Here is an 18,286-nt window from a genome sequence, read left to right as displayed (position 1 = left end):
CCTCGCGGCGTGGCCACGCGCCTGCGTGGCCATCGATCCGCATGATTCAGGCGCGCAGCGACGGATTCAGTGTGTAAGTCCCGTGCAGCGCGGATTCGGCCAGCACATGGCCCTGCATCGCACGTTCGACATCGGCGGCAGTGAAGCGGGCCGGCAGGTCCAGCGCGGCGACGTCCAGCGCGAACAGGCGGAAGAAGTAGCGGTGCACGCGCAGGTCGTTGAACGGCGGATACGGACCGTCATAACCGAGGTAGTCGCCGCCCATCTGCGCGTCGCCGGCGAACCAGCCGGTGTAGTCGTTCAGTCCCTGGCGTGCGCCGGCCGGCCCCGCGGGCTGCTGCTTGCCGCGCGCGGTGACGCCGTCGCTGCAGCTCCCGGCCGCGATCGTACGCACCTCCGGCGCGATGTCCGCCATCGCCCAGTGGATGAAATGCGCGCGCGGCTGTTCCACCGGGATCTGCAGGTCGTCGCGCCCGACCGTATCAGGCACGGTCGGCGCGTCCGGATCGATGCAGAGCAGGGCGAAGGACGCCGTCCCGTCCGGCACGCCGTCCCACCCCAGGTGCGGATTGCGGTTGGCGGCGAAGCCGTCGGGCTGCCCCATCGCGAACTCGGCCGGAAGGGGACGGGTGTTCTCGAAACTGTCGCTCCACAGACGCATGTGCCGCTCCTGTCGTACGTGAGAGGTCAGGCCTCGGGATAACCCAGGCGCACCGCGACCGGGGTGAGCGTCGCGAACGGCCCGGCGAGCGCATCGGCGTACTGCCGCCAGTGGCCAGGCTGGAAACCTTCGTTGCCGGGCTCCGGCGGCACCGCGAGGCGGAGGCCGCCCAACGCGTCGCTCAGGCGTTCGGCGATGGCGGATGGCGTGCGTTCGATACCGTCCAGGCGTACGACCGTGGCCGGGTACAGGTCCTGCTCCACGATCGTGGCGACATGGTCGAGCACGGCGGCCAACCACGTCGCCGCCTCCTCCGCGGAGGTAATGGCGATCGGGGCCGGCGCGCCGAACGCGAGCCATTCCAGCAGCATGTCCCGCGGATCCCGCAGCGCCACCAGCAGCCTCCCCTCGGGCAGTCGCGGGCGCAATTCATGCAGCAGTGCGTTGTCCCACCACACCAGCCAGTCCACTACATTGCCATCGTAGACACCGCGGGCGGGCAGGCGAGTACGCCAATCCGCAATCAGGCCATCGCCCTTCTTCACGCCATTCACGAGTTCCTGCACAGTCACGTAGCGCTGGAACCCATCGTTGGGCGCTCGCTCCGAGAACCGATCGCCCCGCAGTGGAGCACCACTGGCAAAGAACACGGCCGCCATGCGCTCTACGCCAGAGCCAGGGGCGCCCCACAGCAGCAGCGGCCGGCTCGGCGTTTCCGGGGTAATCGACCCTCTTTCTGGCCATGCCTGCACGGACGCACTGAGGGGGTTGGGGGGCAGACTGTTGGGAAGATAACCCTGCGCACGCTTCAGCCAGCTGCCCAGCGCTTCCGCATGCAGTCCCGCGCGGTCCTGCGCCAGCGCCAGCCATCCCAGCAGCGTCTGCCGGATCTCGTCCTGCTGCGCCTGCAGCAGCAGGCTTTCAACGTGTGCCACCGCCGCCGAGGGATCACGCGCGACCAGTGCATTGACCTTGCGCGCTTGCGCGTCGCTGTGGCCCGGCACGAAATCCAGGATGCGGTCGGCAATGGCGTCTGCGTCCTCGCCACGCCCGGCATGGGCGAGCGCCGCCATCTGGGCCTCGAGTGCAGCGACCGATTCCGGAGCGGCATGCACCCAGCGCGTCGCGAGGGCGAGCGCGGCGTCGCTGCCCATGTCTTCCAGCGCCAGTCGCGCCAGCCAGAGATCCGCCTCGCGCGGCTGCGCCGCCAGGCAGGCTTCCAGCAGGGCCCGGCCGTGCTCCTGCTGGTCCTGCGCATGCCACAGCTGCAGCAGGGCGGAGAGCGTGGCGCGGTCGTGGGCGCCTTGGCCCACGGCGTCTTCCAACAGCGGCTGGGCCTGCTCGAGCTGGCCTGCCCGCAGGCGCAAGTGGCCCGCCAGGCGCTTCAGGCCCGGGGTTGCACGCGCGGGATCGGCGAACAGCGTGCCCAGTGCGTCGGCCGCTTCATCGAAACGGCCCTGGCGCCCCAGCAGGTCGGCGATCAGGCCCCACAGGCTGGAGGCGGCCGGATTCTTTTCCACGATGGCGCGGAAGGCCTGTTCGGCGAAGGCGAGATGTCCCTTGGCCATGTAGATGAAGCCCAGCACGTAGCGCAGCTGCGCATCGTCCGGCGCCGCTTCGATGGCCTGCGACACCCGCTTCAGCGCGGTGTCGGCCTCGCCTCGCTGCAACGCCACCATGCCTTCCACCACCGCCAGCTGCGGATGGTGGGGTGCCACGCGCTCGGCGAGGCGGTTGACCCTTTCGGCCTCGTCGAGGTCGCCGCGCGTCAGCGCCAGCTGGGCCTGCGAGAGGTAGGCGCCGAACTGGTTCGGGTCCAGCCCGGTGGCCTGGTCCAGCGCTGCCTGCGCCTCGTCCGGGCGGCGGCTGCCCACCAGCACGCCGGCACGGGCCAGGTGGAGTTCGGCGTTTTCCGGTGCCAGGGCGATGGCGCGGTCGATGCTCGCCAGCGCTGCGTCGGCCTGGCCGTTCTGCAACTGGGCGGCAGAGAGCCAGCGCATCGCCTGGGCGTCGTCGGGCCGCTCGGCCGCGAGGGCTTCGGCAGCGGTCAGCGCATCGGTCGCCGCGCCGCGGCGCAGGGCTTCGAGGATCGAGTCGTACATGGGACTACCAGCGTTCGGGCAAACGCCGATTGTACCGGCGGTTCCGGCCTCAGGCAGCGTTGCCGGCCAGCCGCTCGGCCACCCAGCGCTCGGCGTAGCCGTCGCCCGCGACGTTCTCGATGAAGGCGCAGTGCCCGCCCCAGGGCGCGATCTCCAGCGTGGCCTGGGCAGGCAGGGACCAGCCGCGGAAGGTGTCGAAGGGGATGACCGGGTCGTCTTCCGCCATCAGGATGTGCGCGGGCACGGACAGCCCGGCCAGCCGCTCGCCGCCGATCGCGTAGCCGTCGAAGTACGCATCCAGCGTGCCGAACGCAGTGTGCCGCTGCACCAGCCAGTCGGTCAGCGCGCGCATGTCGAGCGCCAGCACGGTGTCGTCGAAATCGTGGCGCTGCGGGAACAGGTCGCGCTTGCGTTCCAGCGAGCGCCGCCACTTGCGCGCGAAATACCAGTCGTACAGCGGCAAGCCGTTCTCGATGCGCTCCATCGTCGTCGCCGGGTCCAGCAACGGGCACACCGCCGCCACGTGCGCCAACGCCAGGCCCGCCTGCGGCGCCCGCAAGGCCAGGCGCAGCGCGAAGTTGCCGCCCAGCGAATACCCGGCCACCCGCATCGGCACGCCGCCCGCGAAGCGTCGCGACACGTCCACGGCCGCGTGCACCACTTCATCCAGGCGGTTGGAGTGGAACAGGTCCTCGTTGAGGTGGTGGGTATCGCCGTGGTCGCGGAAGTTCAGCCGGAACACATCGAACCCGCGCGCCAGCAGCTGGGCCGCCGTCAGCCGCATGTAGCTGGAATCGGCGCTGCCTTCCCACCCGTGCAGCAGCAGCACCAGGCCACGCGGTTCGCTGCCCGGCACCTGGCTGAGGAACCCCTGCAACCGCACGCCATCGCCGCCATCGACGATGTGCTCGGCGGTCACCGCGCCGCTGACGGCCAACGCGCGCAGGCCACGCCGGCGGCGCAACGCGCTCGAACCCAGCACCGATTGCAGGTGCGGGTTGCGGAGCCAGCGCGGCGGTCGGTAGTCGGCGGCAGTGATCATGGGCTCATCGCGGCAGCGTCGGGCCGAGGATGGCACCGCGGAACCGAGTATTCCTTCGATTCCGTCGGAAACCCGTCAACGCCATCGGTCAGGCCGCCGCCATCGCCTGCACGATCCGCTCGCGCGAGAGCTCGGCGATGCGCCGGCGCCCTTCGACGTCGGCGATGCGGATCGGTTCGAGGAAACAGATGTCCGCGGTCCGCGCCGGCTCGCCGAGCAGGCGCAGGAAATTGGCGAAGAAACTCTCCTTCGGACCGAACGCCACCACCGGCTGTGCGCTGCCGCGCGCGCCGTAGCGGAGCGCAACGGGCTGCACCGGCACACCGGCTTCGACCGCGGCGAGGAAGATGCGGGCGTGGAACGGGCCGACCTCGCGACCATCGCGCGTGCGGCCTTCGGGGAAGACGCCCACCGACCGCCCCTCCCGCAGCCGCCGCATCATCGCCTGCAGCACGCCGCCCAGCGATTCCTGGCTGCCGCGCTGGTGGAAGATCGTCTGGCCCTGCGCCGCCAGCCAGCCCACTACCGGCCAGCCCCGGATCTCCTGCTTGGCGACGAAGCCCATCATGCGCTGGCTGTGCAGCGCCTCGATGTCGATCCAGCTGACATGATTGGCCACGAACATCGTCGGGCCCGGCAACGGTGTGCCGACCCGGCGCAGGCGGAAGCCGAAGATGCGCATCAGGCCGCTCGACCACCAGCGCACCGCCACGTCGCCTGCACTTTCCTCGCCCACGCGCACCCACACCAGGACCGGCGACAGGCACAGCAGCGTGACCGGCAGGAAGACCAGCAGGTGGATCAGCAGCAGCGGCACGCGATACAGGTAGCGGAATGCCCGCGCCGCACCATGGGCGCGCGCAACATGAACAGGGGGTGGCGTCATGCCGTCACGATAGCAGGAGTGGACGGGGAGGAGTGAGGCGCCGCCGGGCGTTCGCGGCGCCGGGCCTAGCCCTTTGCGACCGGCACCACCGCCAGGGTCAGGCGCGAGACGCAGACCAGCTTGCCTTCGTCGTTCTCGATGCGGATCTCCCACAACTGCGTGCTGCGGCCCACGTGCAGCGCGCGCGCCGTGCCGGTCACCACGCCCCCGCGCATCGCGCGCACGTGGTTGGCGTTGATCTCCAGGCCCACGACCATCTCTTTCGTCGTGTCCACGCACAGGTTGCCGGCCATGCTGCCCAGCGTTTCGGCCAGCGCCACCGAGGCGCCGCCATGCAGGATGCCGTAGGGCTGCACCGTGCGGGCATCCACCGGCATCGTGCCGCGCAGCCAGTCGTCCCCGGCATCGGTAACGACGATGCCCAGGTTGGAGACCAGGGTGTTGGCCGCGTGGGCGTTGAGGGCGGCGAGGTCGACGGGCGCGCGGAAGCTCATGGCGGAACGGAATCCGGAAAAGAAAGCGCAAGGTTACGCCAGCCGGCAGGGTGCCCGTAGCGCCACGGCGCGACGGGTGGACCCCGCCTTCAGAGGATCGGGACCAACCCCGCGCCGAACGCGGTCAGGACGCGCGTGTACAACCACTTCGGCCCGACGTTGACCTCGGGGAAATCGCCCACCGAGACGTAGCAGCGGTGGAAGGCCGGATCCTTCGGCGTCACCGGCAGCGGGCAATCCGGGCCGGGGCGGAACTCATAGCTGGTCGCATAGCGCCACGGCCAGATATCGAAGATGGGCAGCGCCTCGGACACCTTGCCCAGGCTGTAGTCCAGGCCCGAGAACACCACCGGCTTGGCCCGCGGCGCGATCACCCACGCGTTCTTCGGCGACATGTCGCGCCGGATGCTGTTGGCCAACGCCTGCGCGAATGCGGCATCGTCGATCACCACCGCCGCTTCCGTGTTGTAGTTCTCCGAACGCGGGTCGAAGTTGTGCGTGCCGATGACGGCGGTCTGTCCGTCGATCACCATCGACTTCGCATGCAGGCCCATGCGCACGCCGGCGCGCTTCAGCGGCAGCGGCTCGGAACCGGCGCCGCTGCTGAGGAACGACGGCCGCGACTCGGTGCGCTGCAAACGCCGCGTGGTTTCCCCCGAGGACGCATCGGACGAACCGCCGGACGACGGCCCGATCGAACCCGACGGGCCACGGATGCCGCCACTGCCGCCACTCGCCCCGCCCCCAGGCGATGCCAATGGCGGACCTTCCGGCATCAGCGCGGCGTAGTCGACCGGCGCGTCTTCCGGAAAGGGCTTGAACTCGTGGATCCGGAAACCGAACTCGCGCAGGTAGCGGCGCTTGTACTTGAACGACATCGAGTAGACGACCGGGTTGTCGGTGGCCGCCAGGCTGTTGGTCGACACCACCACCTGCGGCGGCGGCTGGCGTTCGCGCATCTCTCGGAACATCGTCTGCGCCTGCTTCGACATCACCAGGTACGGCGTCTGCAGCAGCACCTCGGTCTGCGCACTGCGGATCAGCGCTTCCAGCTCGGGCGCGGCGGGCGCATCGTCGTCGCGACGTTCGCGCCGGTGCTTCTGCGGCAGGTCGGCGATGTAACGCACATCGTTGACCGGATAGGCTGCATCGACGAAGCGCGTCCGCATCACGTCCGGATCGTTCGCATCCTCCTTCGCCGCCTGCACACGCTCCGGCCGCACGTAGCGCGGCACCGGCATCGCCGGCACGCCACCGTCCAGCAGCGTGCGCCCGACGTCGTTCAGACGCTCCGCCGGCACGCTGCGGCGCGCGTTCCAGAAGGCCTCGAAGTTCGTCGCCATCGCGCCGGCCTCGGGACCGGCCACCAGCACGTCGCGGTCACGGAAGTTGTACTCCGCATCCCAGTCGAAATAATCGTCCTGGTAGTTGCGGCCGCCGCTGATGCCCACGCGGCCATCCACCAGCAGCAGCTTGGTGTGCATGCGCTGGTTGAACCGGCGGAAGCAGCACAGCACGCTGCCCGCGTAGTCCAGGTAGTTGAGCTTGGCCTTGCCGAAGCTGGGGTTGTAGATCCGGATGGCGAAGTTCTCGTGCGCACCGGACAGCGCGGCGAGGATCTCCAGGTCGGCGATCGCCGACAGCTGGTCGATCAGCAGCCGCACCTTCACCCCGCGCCGGGCGGCGCCGAGCAGTTCGTCCAGCACGAGCCGCGCGCTGTCGTCCTTGTCGAAGATGTAGGTCTGCAGGTCGATGCGCTCGCGCGCGCTGCGGATCAGGTTCAGGCGCGCCAGCAACGCATCGGATCCCTGGTCCAGGATCACCGCATAGTGGCGCGGCGCTTCGGGTGTCGACGCCGCGCGCGCCTGGTCGCCCAGGTCGTACAGCGGCGAGCGCAGTGCGCAGGCATCGGCCTGCGCGCAATCGACCGCCTGCGAACGCGCGGCCGCGGCGATGCCGGCGGCACGCTCGCGCTGGCGATCGGACAGGCTGGCGCAGGCGCTGCACAGCAGCGCGAGCCACAGGACCGCGCAACGCACGGCGAGTACAGCGGCACTGCGGTGCTTCACGGTGTTTTTCCGCTCCTGATCCGCGCACGCAGCACGAACACCACGCGGTCGCTGACGGCCAGCATCCAGTCGTCCATCTCGTAGTCGCTGCGCCGCACCGCGCCGGTCGCCACCACATCGCAGCTCACCGCAGGGCGCTGGCAGGTCGCCGGCGCCACATCCAGGCTGCGTGGCCGGCTGATGCCCTTGATGCTCAGTTCACCCTCCAGCTTCCCGCCGTCGTAGAGCAGCATCGGGTCGTAGGGTTTGGAGGTGAAGGTGACCACCGGATAGCGGTCGGCATCGAAGAATTTCTCGCTGCGCGCCCAGTCGCTGTAGCGGGGATGGTCGACGATCTCGACATCGCGCGTGTACATGCGCAGGCGCACCTGCTGGCGTCCGTCGGGCAGATGCTCCACCGAGCCTTCGTACTGGCGGAACACGCCGTCCAGCACCTGGCCCCAGCGCGTGCGCAATTCGAACCCCAGCCGGGTGTTGGCGGGGTCGAAGTCGTTGCGTCCCTGCGCCAGCGCCGGGACGGCCAGCAGCGCCCCCACGGCCAGCATGGCCAGCCGCAGGCGCGCGACGGCGAGCTGCGTCATGGCCACCAGAAGGCGGAGAGTTGCGCCACGCCCGGTTCGATCGTGGCGTCCACCGGCAGCGTCAGCACCACCACACCGCCCGGCGGCATGCCGCGGTACTCGCTGGTGACGCCGGAATACATCAGGGCCGCCAACTGCTCGAAGCCGGGGTTGTGGCCCACCATCAGCAGGCGCTCGGCTTCGCGATGCTGGTCGGCAAGGTCCGCCAGCGTGCCGGGCGTGGCCTCGTAGATGCGCTCTTCAAGCCGCTGCTCGACATAGCCGATCGCCCCCAGCACGGCCTCCAGCGTCTCGCGCGCCCGGCGCGCAGGGGAACACAGCACCCGATCGGGCACCAGGCCCTGGTCCTTCAACCAGGTCGCGGCGGCTTCGGCCTCGGCCAGGCCTTGCGGCGAAAGGGGGCGGTCCAGGTCGGACTGGCCGGTCGTGGCCGGTTCGGCATGCGCGTGGCGCAGCAGGATGAGTTCACGCATGGGACGCTTGCTCCTTAGGCCTCAGGCCTTCTTGATCCATTTCAACAACGGTTCCCAGTCGGCCTGGTGGTCGCGGACCTGGGCCGAGCGGTAATCGAACAGGCTGCGCCCCAGCCCCACCAGCACCACGTAGGCCTGGGTGTCGCGCAACTGGGTGACGACCGGGTACGGCCAGGTCTTCAGCATCTCCACGGCCTGCTGCGAGGCATTGGTCCAGGGCTTGGTGCGGTTGACCACCAGCCCCACCGGCAATTTGCGCTTGTGCACGCGCGGCACCTTGGCCAGGGTGTTGAGGAAGCCGACCGTGGCTTCGATGTCCAGGGCCGAGGGCAGCACCGGCACCACCACCGCGTCGGCGTGCTCCAGGAAGCTGTCCAGGTCGTCGGCCATCGCGCCGGCGGGCGCATCGATCACCACGCGCTCGGCGTCGTCCGGCAGCCAGGCGCGCCAGGCGCGCTTGCCGCTGGCATCGATCGGCAGCACCGCGCTTTCCAGTTCGGCGCGGCGTTCGGCCCAGCGGGTGGAGGAGTGCTGCGGATCCGCATCCACCAGCACCGTGCGTTTGCCATCGAGTGCGAAGTACGCGGCCAGGTTGGTCGCCAGGGTGGTCTTGCCCGCGCCGCCCTTGGAGCTGGCGACCAGAATCGTCTTCATGCGCGCACCTCGTTGCCCGGGGAGCCCGCAGGGTACACCGGCCTTGGTGAAGCGGGAACCGGCGTCCGGGAACCGGGCATGAAGCGCTGCCACCGCCGTTCCCCGCATCACCCTGCCTTGCTATCGTGCCCGTCCCCACGGACCGGACGCCCCATGAACGAACTGCAGGACCTCACCGCACTGATCCGCGCCAACACGCCGCTGATCGTCATCGAGACGCAGGACGAGGCCCGCGTGGTGGAGCTGTTCCGGCAGGCCCTGGCCCAGGTGTGGAGGGCGCTGTTCCGCTGGAGCATCACCGAGGGCCTGCGCCGGTTGGACATGGACCGCGAGGACGACGCCGTCGGCCCGCCCGATGCCAGCGCCGCCCTGCAGGCCATCAAACAGGCCGAACAGCGCGGCATCTACCTGTTGTTCGATTTCCATCCCTACCTCGGCTATGCCAGCAGCCAGCGCCAGCTGCGCGACATCCTGCAGCGCCGCCACACCCTGCCCCACGTGGTGGTGCTGGTCGGCGCGAAGATCGAGCTGCCGGCCGAACTCGAGGCGCTGGCGGTGCGCTTCAGCCCGCGCCTGCCGGACGGCCCGGCGCTGCTGAAGATGGTCCGCGAGGAGGCCGAGCACTACGCCCGCGAACACGGCGGCCGCCGGGTCGAGGCCGACGGCGAGGCGGTGAAGCAGATCGTGCGCAATCTGCAGGGCCTGAGCCTGGTCGATGCGCGCCGGATCGCCCGCCAGCTGATCTTCAACGACGGCGCGCTCAGCGCGAGCGACCTGCCGGCGCTGAACAAGCTCAAGTTCGAACTGCTGAACCGCAGCGGACACCTGCATTACGAATACGACACGGCAAGGTTCGCCGATGTGGCGGGCGCGTCGCGGTTGAAGCGCTGGATCGAGCAGCGGCGCGCGGTGTTCGTCTCCGGCAATCCGCCGCCGGGCCTGGACCTGCCCAAGGGCGTGCTGCTGCTGGGCGTGCAGGGCTGCGGCAAGTCGATGCTCGCCAAGGCCACGGCCGCCGGATTCGGCGTGCCGCTGTTGCGGCTCGACTTCGGCACGCTCTACGACAAGTACCACGGCGAGACCGAAAAGAACCTGCGCGCGGCGCTGGCCTCGGCCGAGCAACTGGCGCCCTGCGTGCTGTGGATCGACGAAATCGAGAAGGGCCTGGCCAGCGGTGGCGACGAGGACGGCGGCGTCTCGCGCCGCGTGCTCGGCTACCTGCTCACCTGGATGGCCGAACGCACGGCCGGCGCGGGTAGCGGGCAAGCGGGCTCCCAACAAGTCTTCCTGGTGGCCACGGCGAACCAGGTGCAGGACCTGCCACCGGAACTGCTGCGCAAGGGCCGTTTCGACGAGATTTTCTTCGTCGACCTGCCTTCGCCCGAGGCGCGCGTGGAGGTGCTTCGCGTCCACCTGTCGCGTCGCCAGCTGGACCCGGAGGGCTTCAACCTGCCGGCGCTGGCCGCCGCGGCCAACGGCTTCTCCGGCGCGGAGCTGGAACAGGCCATCGTCTCGGCCCTGTATGCGGCGCATGCGGAACACAAGCCGCTGGACACCGACGTGGTGATGCACGAGATCCGCAACACGCGCCCGCTGTCGGTGCTGATGGCCGAACAGGTGCAGGCGCTGCGCGAGTGGGCGCGCGAGCGGACCGTGCCGGCGGATTGAGCGGCGCCCGCGGGGCGCATGCCGGCTCTACGCCTGCGGTGGCTCGACAGCGGACAGCGCGGCGCAGATGCTTGGCCAACGCCGTGCCAGCCGTCGCGTCAGCCACACGGTAAACACCAGCTGGATCGCCGCGGCCACGAGCCATCCGTAGCCACCCACCAGGTCGAGCCCCCGCACCAGCCATGCCCCATGCGGCAACCCCGCCGCCGCCAGCTGCGGCGCGATGAAGATGCGGTATGCCTCCAGCGGTAGCAGGACGATGCAACCCCACAGGAAGTACACGCCGTACACCAGCGCAGCCACGACTCCCACGAACAGGAAGGGCCGCGGCAGGCGCGTCTTCCCGCGGAACGCCCGCAGGGCCGGCCACCAGGCCGGCATCAGCGCGACGACGAAGTAGGCGACCGCAAGCGCAGCCAGCAGCGCGACCATCTCGATCCCGAGCAGTTCGACGAGGCCCGTCACGCCGGCGAGCGCCGCCATCAACCGGTTTCGCCCGACGAAACAGCAGGAGCTTCCGTGTCAGCGTCGAGAACACTGTCGCAGTAGCCCTTGGGCCCACCCTTGTTCTGCGCGCGCCAGTCCTGCTCGACCGCCTTCAGGACATCGAATGCCTTGTCGTACCCCTGCAGCACCGCCGCCCGCGTCCATCGGCAGAACGCCGCTGGATCGCGCGGCTCCTCGAGGAAGGCGATCCGGCCCAGCATGAGCTGGGCATGCGGGTGCCCCTGGTCCGCGGCGGCCCGGTAGTGGATGCGCGCCTGTTCGACATCTTTCGCCACATGCGTGCCGAGGTAGTACATCTCCGCAAGCAGCGTCTGCGAGCTGGGAATGCCCGTTCGCGCCGCGGCCGAGCACCAGCGGAAAGCCTGTGCAGGATCCGCCTTGCGACCTTCCTCGCCATAGAGGAATCCATAGCAGAGACGATGCATCGCGCCGGCATCGCCCTTTTCCGCATCGGCCAGGGTCGCATCCGGATGCTCTGCGGCGACGGCGAACGAGATCAATGCACATCCGGCCAACACCCAGCGCATCGCGTGCTTCATGTTTATCCCCGCGTACCCATCCTGGGCCGTGGGTGGATGGTCGGCGGCCGGTGCGGATGCGTCAACCCAAGCCCAGCGCAGGGGGAGCGCAGTGGATCGCGAGCGAGGCGCGGTTGCATGTCCGCGCATTCATCTGGGATGCTCCGACCCTCGGAAGTTCGACCATCGCGAGCAAGGTCTTCCGCTTCACGGAAGGAACCTTCGCGCGGGACGAGGGTCGACTGGAGACGAGGGAGCGAAGGGGACGCGATGATCGAGTTGCAGGGCGTGCAGCGCCACTACGCCATGAGCGGACAGACCGTGCGCGCGCTAGCGGGGGTGGACCTGCACATCGGCCAGGGCGAGTTCGTCGCCATCACCGGGCCGTCGGGTTCGGGCAAGTCCAGCCTGTTGAACATCCTCGGCTGCCTGGACCATCCGAATGCCGGCCAGTACCTGTTCGAAGGCCGCGACGTGGCCACCTTCGACGACGAGGCCAGCAGCGACCTGCGCAACCGGCGCATCGGCTTCGTGTTCCAGAGCTTCCACCTGCTGCCGCGGCTGACCGTGCTGGAGAACGTCATGCTGCCGCTGCGCTTCCACCGGCAACCGCCGCCCGGCACGCGTGAACGCGCACTGGCCCTGCTGGATCGCGTGGGCCTGGGCGAGCGTCGCGACCACCGCCCCAGCGAACTGTCCGGCGGCCAGATGCAGCGCGCCGCCATCGCACGCGCCCTGCTGCTGCAGCCGGCCCTGCTGCTGGCGGACGAACCCACCGGCAACCTGGATTCGAAGAGCGCGGCCGACGTGCTGGCGCTGATCGACGAAGTGCATGCCGGCGGCCAGACCGTGGTGCTGGTGACCCACGACAACGACATCGCCGCGCGCGCCCCGCGCCAGGTGAAACTGCGCGACGGCAAGGTGGAATTCGATGCGCTCCAGTAAGACGCTCTGGGCCGCCCTCGCCCTGGCCGCCACGTCGCCCGCGCAGGCGGTGGTACTGACCGGCGAAGTGCGTGCGATCGACGCACAGCAGATCCTCACGCCGCAATCCAACACCTCGCCGGTGGTGATCCGCTACTACGTGCCCGAAGGCGAACGGGTGAAGAAGGGCGAGGTGGTGTTGCGGATCGATCCGGGCCAGTCGGCCAGTCGCATTCCGGAGCTTGCCCTGCAGATTGAGCAGGCGCAGGCGAAAGATGCCAAAGACGTTGCCGAGCTACAGGTCAAGGCCGTGGACGCGGAAATGGCGTTGGTGGATGCGGAAGCCGAACTGGCGGCAGCAAGACTGGATGCGACCATCCCCCCCGACCTGATTTCCGCGTTGGACTACGACCGGCATCAAGGTGAGCTGGACCGCGCAACGCGCGAAGTCGCGCTCAAGCGCAAGGATCTCGAAGGCGCGCGCGTCGCCGTGCGGCGTCGAATGGAGGACGGTCAGCTCCAGGTGCGGAAACTGACCATGCAACGCGACTACCACAGCGCATTGGTACGGACTGCAGAGGTGGTCGCTGATCGGGACGGCGTCGTCGTGCATGGCTTCAACCCCATGTCAGGGGGTCGCATGGACGAGGGTTCTTCGACCATGCCTGGATCCAAGGCGGGCGAAGTCGTGGGCAGCGGCCGCATGAACGTGCGCGCCTGGGCGCTTGAGCCCGATCGTCGTGGGCTTGCCGTGGGACAGCCAGTGGACATCATGTTCGATGCCATTCCCGGCCGTAACGTGACCGGTCGTATCGATTTCATCTCGGGTGCGCCCGATCGCCGCCCTGAGTGGGGGGATGGCCGCTATTTCTCCATCGATATCGTACTGGGCGATCATTCTCTGCCACTGATGCCAGGCATGAGCGTACGCGTGCGGACGCAACCGGCTGCCACGCGTACCGACAAGGAAAAGGCGCCATGAAGATCCGCGTTCTCGCGCTTGCTTGCGTGCTGCTGACCTTCTCGCCCAGCCTCTTCGCGTCCACGCTGCGGATCGACGGCGAAGTTTACGCGCGACGCAGCGCACAGCTGATCCCCCCGGCCGTGGATCGCATGTGGCAGTTCAACATCACCCAGCTTGCGCCCGACGGCAGCTTGGTGAAGAAGGGCGACATCATCATTGCCTTCGACAGCAGCGACCTGATCCGCCAGCTCAGCGAGAAGCAGAGCCTGCTGCAGGAGAAGAAGCGCGAGCTCGAGAACCTGACGCTGGACGTGGCGGAGCGGGAGCGCAGCCAGCGCTTGTTGACCGCGCAGGCGGAAGCGGAGCGCGACAAGGCGGGTCGCAAGACCCAGCAACCGCGCGAACTGATCGCCGCCCTGGAGTACGACAAGCTGGTGGAGGACCGTCGCCGCACCGAGCGCCGCGCCGCGCTCGCGCAGGTGGCCGAGCGTGCCGCTGCCGAGCAGCGCCGCCAGGAGCTGCGGCTGGTCAATGCCGAGCTGCAACAAGCGCAAGCCGACGTGACGCGCCTGCAGACGTCCATTGCCGCACTGAACCTGTCCGCGCCGCGCGACGGCGTGATCATGCACAAGACGAGCTGGAACAACGAGAAATTCGACGTTGGTTCACAGGTCTGGCGCGGCCAGACCGTGGCCGAGATCCCTGACCCGGCCACGCTCGCGGTGCGCGCCCAGCTTCCGGAACGCGATCTGCAGCGGGTGAAAGTCGGTGCGCGCGCGCGCATCGTGGTCGAAGGCGGCGGCGGCAGCGCGTACCAGGGCAAGGTCGTCACCATCGGCAATGCGGTGCGCAGCAAATCGCAAGTGCAGCCGGTACCCGTGCTGGACCTGGACATCCGCCTGGACGATGCGAAGGCGAAGTTGCGCCCGGGCCAGGCGGTGCGCGTGGAACTCACCGTGCCCGACATCGCCGGAGGCGCGAAATGATCCGCACGACGCGCATCGGCGCGCTGCTGGTGCTGGTCGCAGCCCTGGCGGCCTGCGGCGAGGACGACGCGCCCGTCGCCAGCGAGACCGTGGCGCAGGGACCGTTGACGCTCACCGTGCGCGGCGAAGGCGAATTGCGTTCGGCCAAGCCCACGCCGCTGACCGTGCCCGGCAAGAACTGGGCGCAGCGCCAAGTGGAGTGGATGGTGCCGGAAGGCAGCCTGGTGAAGAAAGGCGAACTGCTGGCACGCTTCATTTCGCCCGAAGGCGAGCAGCAGCTGGCGCAGGCGATGATCGACCTGCAGCGCAATGCGTTGGCGCGCGCGGCAAAGGAGAGCGGGCTGGATTCCTCGCAGGGTCGCGTGGAAGTGGACCTCTCGCAGGTCGCCGTGCAACTGGGCATCGCCCAGCGCTACGCCAGTGCGGACCTCAGCACCGTCGCGCGCAACCAGGTGCTCGATGCGGTGGAAGACAAGGAATACCTGCAGGTACGGCAGGGCGTGCTGCAATGGCAGCGCGACCAGTCCGACGTCCGCGGCGGCGCCGAACTGGCGGTGCTCGACGCGCAGCGCGCCACCTTCGACATGAATGCGCAGACCCGCAAGGCCGACCTGGATGCGCTGGAGTTGCGCGCGCCCAACGACGGCGTGCTGCTGCTGGCGACCAACTGGTCCGGCGACAAGCCGATGGTGGGCGCCAACCTGCGCGCGGGGTTCGAGTTCGGCAGCCTGCCGGACACGGCGACGATGGAAGTGGAGATCGACCTGCCGCAGATCGAGGCGCAGGGCATCCAGGCCGGCGATGCAGTGGTGCTGCATCCGCTGGGCCGTCCGGACCAGCGCATCGACAGCAAGCTTTCGTGGGTGGCGAGCGCGGCGAAGGTCCGCAACCGCGAAAGCCCGGTGAAGTTCCTCTCGATGCGCGCGCCGATCCCGAGGGATGCCATCGAGCGCTTCCGGCTGATCCCGGGCCAGCGCTTCGCGGCATCGGTGGTGCTGCTCGCCGCGAAGGACGCCATCGCCGTACCGAACGTGGCCATCGAGCAACGCGACGACCGCCACTGGGTGCAGGTGAAGCAGGGCCGCGACTACGTGGCGCGCGAAGTGACGTTGGGCGTGCGCGGCACTGCGCGCTCGCAGGTGCTCAAGGGCCTGCAGCCCGGCGACCAGGTGAAGCTCACGCAGGCCGACGTGCCCACCCCGGGCGAGGACGGCAAGGACCAGGACGACGCGGGCGCCGGCGACTCGCCCGCCGCCGACGGCGAAAACGACGCACCAGGGAAGAACGCATGACCGGATTGCTCAATCGCCTGCCCACCGTCTGGCGCGAAGCGGTGGAAGAACTCTGGCGGCGGCGCCTGCGCACGCTGCTGACGCTGCTGGGCATGATCTTCGGCGTGGGCGCCATCGTCGCGATGCAGGCGGTGGGCGAAGGCAGCCGGCGCGAGGCCCTGCGGTTGGTCGAAGGCCTGGGCCTGCACAACCTGATCGCCGAGGCGAAGACGCAGGACGAGGACACGCTGAAGGAAACGCGCGAGCGCAGCCTGGGCCTGACCGTCGCCGATGCCGAGGCGGCGCTCAGCGTGGTGCCCGGCGCCGAGCGCCATGCCGGCGAGAAGGAAGTCCGCACGCACACCGTCTTCAGCGATACCGGCCGCAGCGACGCGCAGGCCAGCGGCGTCAGCGCGGACTGGTTCGGCCTGTCGTCGCTGAATGTCGCGAAGGGACGCGCCTTCGACGCCGACGACGAGGCCGCCCTGGCTGCCGTTGCGGTACTGGGCCACCAGGCCGCGGCCGACCTGTTCCCGAACGGCGACGCGGTGGGTGGACTGATCAAGGTCAACCACGTGTGGCTGGAAGTGATCGGGGTGCTGGCCGATCGCGACCTGGGCCAGGACGATTTCGAAGGCGTGCAGCTGGGCTCGGAGAGCAACCGCATCTACGTGCCGCTGGCGAGCGCGCGGGCGCGCTTCCGGTTCCAGCCGCAGGAAGACGAAGTGGACCGCTTCCTGCTGCGCCTGGACGACCCGCAGCGGCTGGCCGCCGGTGCCGGCGTACTCGCCGCGGTGCTGGACCAACGTCACGCGGGCATGGCGGATTTCCAGTTGATCGTGCCGCAGCAGCTGTTCCAGCAACACCAGCAGACCCAGCGCATCTTCCAGGTGGTGATGGGCGCGATCGCCGGCGTCAGCCTGCTCGTCGGCGGCATCGGCATCATGAACATCATGCTGGCCAACGTGCTGGAGCGTCGCCGCGAGATCGGCCTGCTGCGCGCGCTCGGTGCGCGGCGGCGCGACGTGATCGCGCAGTTCCTGCGCGAGGCCACCGTCATCTGCATCGCCGGTGCGGTGCTGGGGCTGGTGTTCGGCGGCGTGCTCGCCTACCTGATCGCCACCTTCGCCGGCTGGCAGGTCGCGTGGGCGCCGCTGCCGATCCTGCTGTCGGCGGGCTTCTGCGCCGTGGTCGGCCTGGGCTTCGGTGTGTACCCCGCGCGCCAGGCCGCACAGCTGGACCCCATTGCGGCGCTACGCCACGACTGAGTCAATGCGGAGCGCGCGCGCCCGTCAACAGGGCGCGCCATTCCGGATTGTCAGGCTGCCAACCGGCGGGCGGTTCTGCCACGACGCCCTCGCGTACCAGCTGGTAACGCATGGCGGCGAGTTCGCCATCCCGGAAAACGCGATCGAGGTGATCCACCGGCAAGCGCCGTGCCTGCACAGGGCGCCGGTACTGGAGCAGCGAGTTTTCGTAGAGCCAGGCGAAGCGACGCAGGCGCTCGCGGGCTTCCGTTCGCTCTTCTTCGGTGTCGGCCCATTCGATCAGGCGCGGCAATGCGACAAGGGGGCCCAGCAGGGTCGATTCGTCGGCGCCCAGCAGGGTGTAGATGTGCTTGCAGGCCACCCGTGTCTCGGCGGGCAGGTGCCCGACCCGAGCGCTGCAGCGCTGCTGGATCGGCTGCAGCGTCGGCATCGCGATGGCCACGTTGAGGCCCATCACCACGACATCCGCCATGTCCGATGCCGTTGCGCCGCGCCCGAGACCAAGGTCTTCGCCCAACGCAGCCGCGAGCGTTGGATCCAGTGCCGGCGCGGGCGCCCGGCGCAACACGGACGCCATCAGCGCGCCAAGTTCATTGATGCGGGGACGATAGTGCGTGCCCCGCGCAGCGGCCTGCCAGTACGATTCGGCGGCCGCTGCATCCTTGCGCTCGATGGCGTCCTGATAGGCAGTCAGCAGGATCTCGGCATTGCCGGGATCGGCGCTCAGGAGGCGTTGGAGCAGCCTCCCTCGATCGCAGGTCGCGCCGGACATGGCACACGCATCGAGCAGCGTCCAGTCCACGAGCGCATCGTCGTCGCGCGCGTTTTCATACGCCGCCTGTATCCACTCGCGAGCTTGCGGCCTTGAGAACACACCGCGCTCCGCGATGCTCGCCTCGTCGCGCTCCATCGGCCACAGCCAACCGGCCGCCAACAGATCACGCGGCGCGCCACGCGCGGCGACGCTGCGCAGATAGACCTCGACATTGTTCCGCCATGCGGCGCGCCAGGCTTCGTCCGCCGCAGCGAGACGTGGATCGGACTCGACCCGGCCTGGCGGTACGGAGCGTGGTCCTTCCTGCGCCATCGTCGATACCGACGTCCATGACGTCGCGATCAGCACCAACCACACCACCACCTGCCCTGCCTTGCGCATGCCCCACTCCTGTCGGGAAACGAACGGGCACGTTCGCATGCGTCACGGCGTCCTTCAAGCGC

Annotated in this window: 18 protein-coding genes; 6 read left to right on the top strand and 12 right to left on the bottom strand. The window is 69.2% G+C overall.

The window, feature by feature from the left end; all coding sequences use genetic code 11:
* Positions 1–46: 46 nt before the first annotated feature.
* The 9 genes from ASD72_RS11300 to ASD72_RS11260 form a co-directional block, all read right to left on the bottom strand.
* Entirely contained in the window at positions 47–661 is a 615-nt protein-coding gene (locus ASD72_RS11300; RefSeq protein ID WP_056880046.1) for a YbhB/YbcL family Raf kinase inhibitor-like protein, read from the bottom strand.
* A gap of 26 nt (positions 662–687) precedes the next feature.
* On the bottom strand, positions 688–2,763 hold the full coding sequence (locus tag ASD72_RS11295; RefSeq protein ID WP_056880045.1) for a tetratricopeptide repeat protein: 2,076 nt from the start codon (positions 2,761–2,763) through the stop codon (positions 688–690).
* 49 nt (positions 2,764–2,812) lie between these two features.
* Entirely contained in the window at positions 2,813–3,802 is a 990-nt protein-coding gene (locus tag ASD72_RS11290) for an alpha/beta fold hydrolase (protein ID WP_200948883.1), read from the bottom strand.
* Between the two features lie 91 nt (positions 3,803–3,893).
* The gene (locus ASD72_RS11285; protein WP_056880043.1) at positions 3,894–4,691 is read right to left on the bottom strand and encodes a lysophospholipid acyltransferase family protein; all 798 of its coding nucleotides are present in this window, start codon (positions 4,689–4,691) and stop codon (positions 3,894–3,896) included.
* A 65-nt stretch (positions 4,692–4,756) separates the two neighbouring features.
* On the bottom strand, positions 4,757–5,185 hold the full coding sequence (locus tag ASD72_RS11280) for a hotdog fold thioesterase (RefSeq protein WP_056880042.1): 429 nt from the start codon (positions 5,183–5,185) through the stop codon (positions 4,757–4,759).
* 89 nt (positions 5,186–5,274) lie between these two features.
* On the bottom strand, positions 5,275–7,254 hold the full coding sequence (locus tag ASD72_RS11275; protein WP_235578000.1) for a phospholipase D family protein: 1,980 nt from the start codon (positions 7,252–7,254) through the stop codon (positions 5,275–5,277).
* Entirely contained in the window at positions 7,251–7,835 is a 585-nt protein-coding gene (locus ASD72_RS11270) for a YceI family protein (RefSeq protein ID WP_056880234.1), read from the bottom strand. Before ASD72_RS11270 ends, ASD72_RS11275 begins: the two co-directional genes overlap by 4 nt.
* Positions 7,832–8,308, bottom strand: coding sequence for a histidine phosphatase family protein (locus tag ASD72_RS11265; protein ID WP_056880041.1), 477 nt, complete (start codon positions 8,306–8,308; stop codon positions 7,832–7,834). Before ASD72_RS11265 ends, ASD72_RS11270 begins: the two co-directional genes overlap by 4 nt.
* Before the next feature lie 21 nt (positions 8,309–8,329).
* A complete protein-coding gene (locus ASD72_RS11260; RefSeq protein ID WP_056880040.1) occupies positions 8,330–8,962 on the bottom strand; it encodes a ParA family protein in 633 nt (210 codons plus the stop codon).
* Between the two features lie 153 nt (positions 8,963–9,115).
* Here ASD72_RS11260 and ASD72_RS11255 point away from each other — a divergent pair, with 153 nt between their 5' ends.
* Positions 9,116–10,630 carry an AAA family ATPase gene (locus ASD72_RS11255; RefSeq protein ID WP_056880039.1) on the top strand — a complete coding sequence of 505 codons (1,515 nt, stop codon included), beginning with the start codon at positions 9,116–9,118 and terminating at the stop codon, positions 10,628–10,630.
* Positions 10,631–10,657: 27 nt separating this feature from the next.
* Here the strand turns inward: ASD72_RS11255 and ASD72_RS11250 are convergent, their stop codons facing one another.
* Together ASD72_RS11250 and ASD72_RS11245 are read right to left on the bottom strand one after the other, a co-directional pair.
* Positions 10,658–11,113: a hypothetical protein gene (locus ASD72_RS11250; RefSeq protein ID WP_056880038.1), complete on the bottom strand. Its 456-nt coding sequence runs from the start codon at positions 11,111–11,113 to the stop codon at positions 10,658–10,660.
* Positions 11,113–11,676 carry a tetratricopeptide repeat protein gene (locus ASD72_RS11245; RefSeq protein ID WP_056880037.1) on the bottom strand — a complete coding sequence of 188 codons (564 nt, stop codon included), beginning with the start codon at positions 11,674–11,676 and terminating at the stop codon, positions 11,113–11,115. The genes ASD72_RS11250 and ASD72_RS11245 overlap by 1 nt, the downstream gene beginning before the upstream one ends.
* Positions 11,677–11,925: 249 nt before the next feature.
* Here ASD72_RS11245 and ASD72_RS11240 point away from each other — a divergent pair, with 249 nt between their 5' ends.
* From ASD72_RS11240 to ASD72_RS11220, 5 genes are read left to right on the top strand one after another with little or no spacing between them, the layout of a single operon-like run.
* A complete protein-coding gene (locus tag ASD72_RS11240) occupies positions 11,926–12,600 on the top strand; it encodes an ABC transporter ATP-binding protein (protein WP_056880036.1) in 675 nt (224 codons plus the stop codon).
* 49 nt (positions 12,601–12,649) lie between these two features.
* A complete protein-coding gene (locus ASD72_RS11235; RefSeq protein WP_162250380.1) occupies positions 12,650–13,561 on the top strand; it encodes an efflux RND transporter periplasmic adaptor subunit in 912 nt (303 codons plus the stop codon).
* Positions 13,558–14,529, top strand: a complete 972-nt coding sequence (locus tag ASD72_RS11230) for an HlyD family efflux transporter periplasmic adaptor subunit (RefSeq protein WP_056880034.1) — start codon at positions 13,558–13,560, stop codon at positions 14,527–14,529. Before ASD72_RS11235 ends, ASD72_RS11230 begins: the two co-directional genes overlap by 4 nt.
* Positions 14,526–15,821, top strand: a complete 1,296-nt coding sequence (locus tag ASD72_RS11225; RefSeq protein ID WP_081420292.1) for a hypothetical protein — start codon at positions 14,526–14,528, stop codon at positions 15,819–15,821. The genes ASD72_RS11230 and ASD72_RS11225 overlap by 4 nt, the downstream gene beginning before the upstream one ends.
* A complete protein-coding gene (locus ASD72_RS11220; RefSeq protein WP_056880033.1) occupies positions 15,818–17,068 on the top strand; it encodes an ABC transporter permease in 1,251 nt (416 codons plus the stop codon). Before ASD72_RS11225 ends, ASD72_RS11220 begins: the two co-directional genes overlap by 4 nt.
* 1 nt (position 17,069) lies before the next feature.
* Here ASD72_RS11220 and ASD72_RS11215 read toward each other — a convergent pair whose 3' ends face one another.
* Positions 17,070–18,224, bottom strand: a complete 1,155-nt coding sequence (locus ASD72_RS11215) for a hypothetical protein (RefSeq protein WP_056880032.1) — start codon at positions 18,222–18,224, stop codon at positions 17,070–17,072.
* Positions 18,225–18,286: the final 62 nt, after the last annotated feature.

This window comes from Pseudoxanthomonas sp. Root630, assembly GCF_001427585.1.
Classification (GTDB): Bacteria; Pseudomonadota; Gammaproteobacteria; order Xanthomonadales; family Xanthomonadaceae; genus Pseudoxanthomonas_A.
Note: the sequence above shows the minus strand (reverse complement) of the source record. Positions and strands in the feature narration are given on the sequence as shown.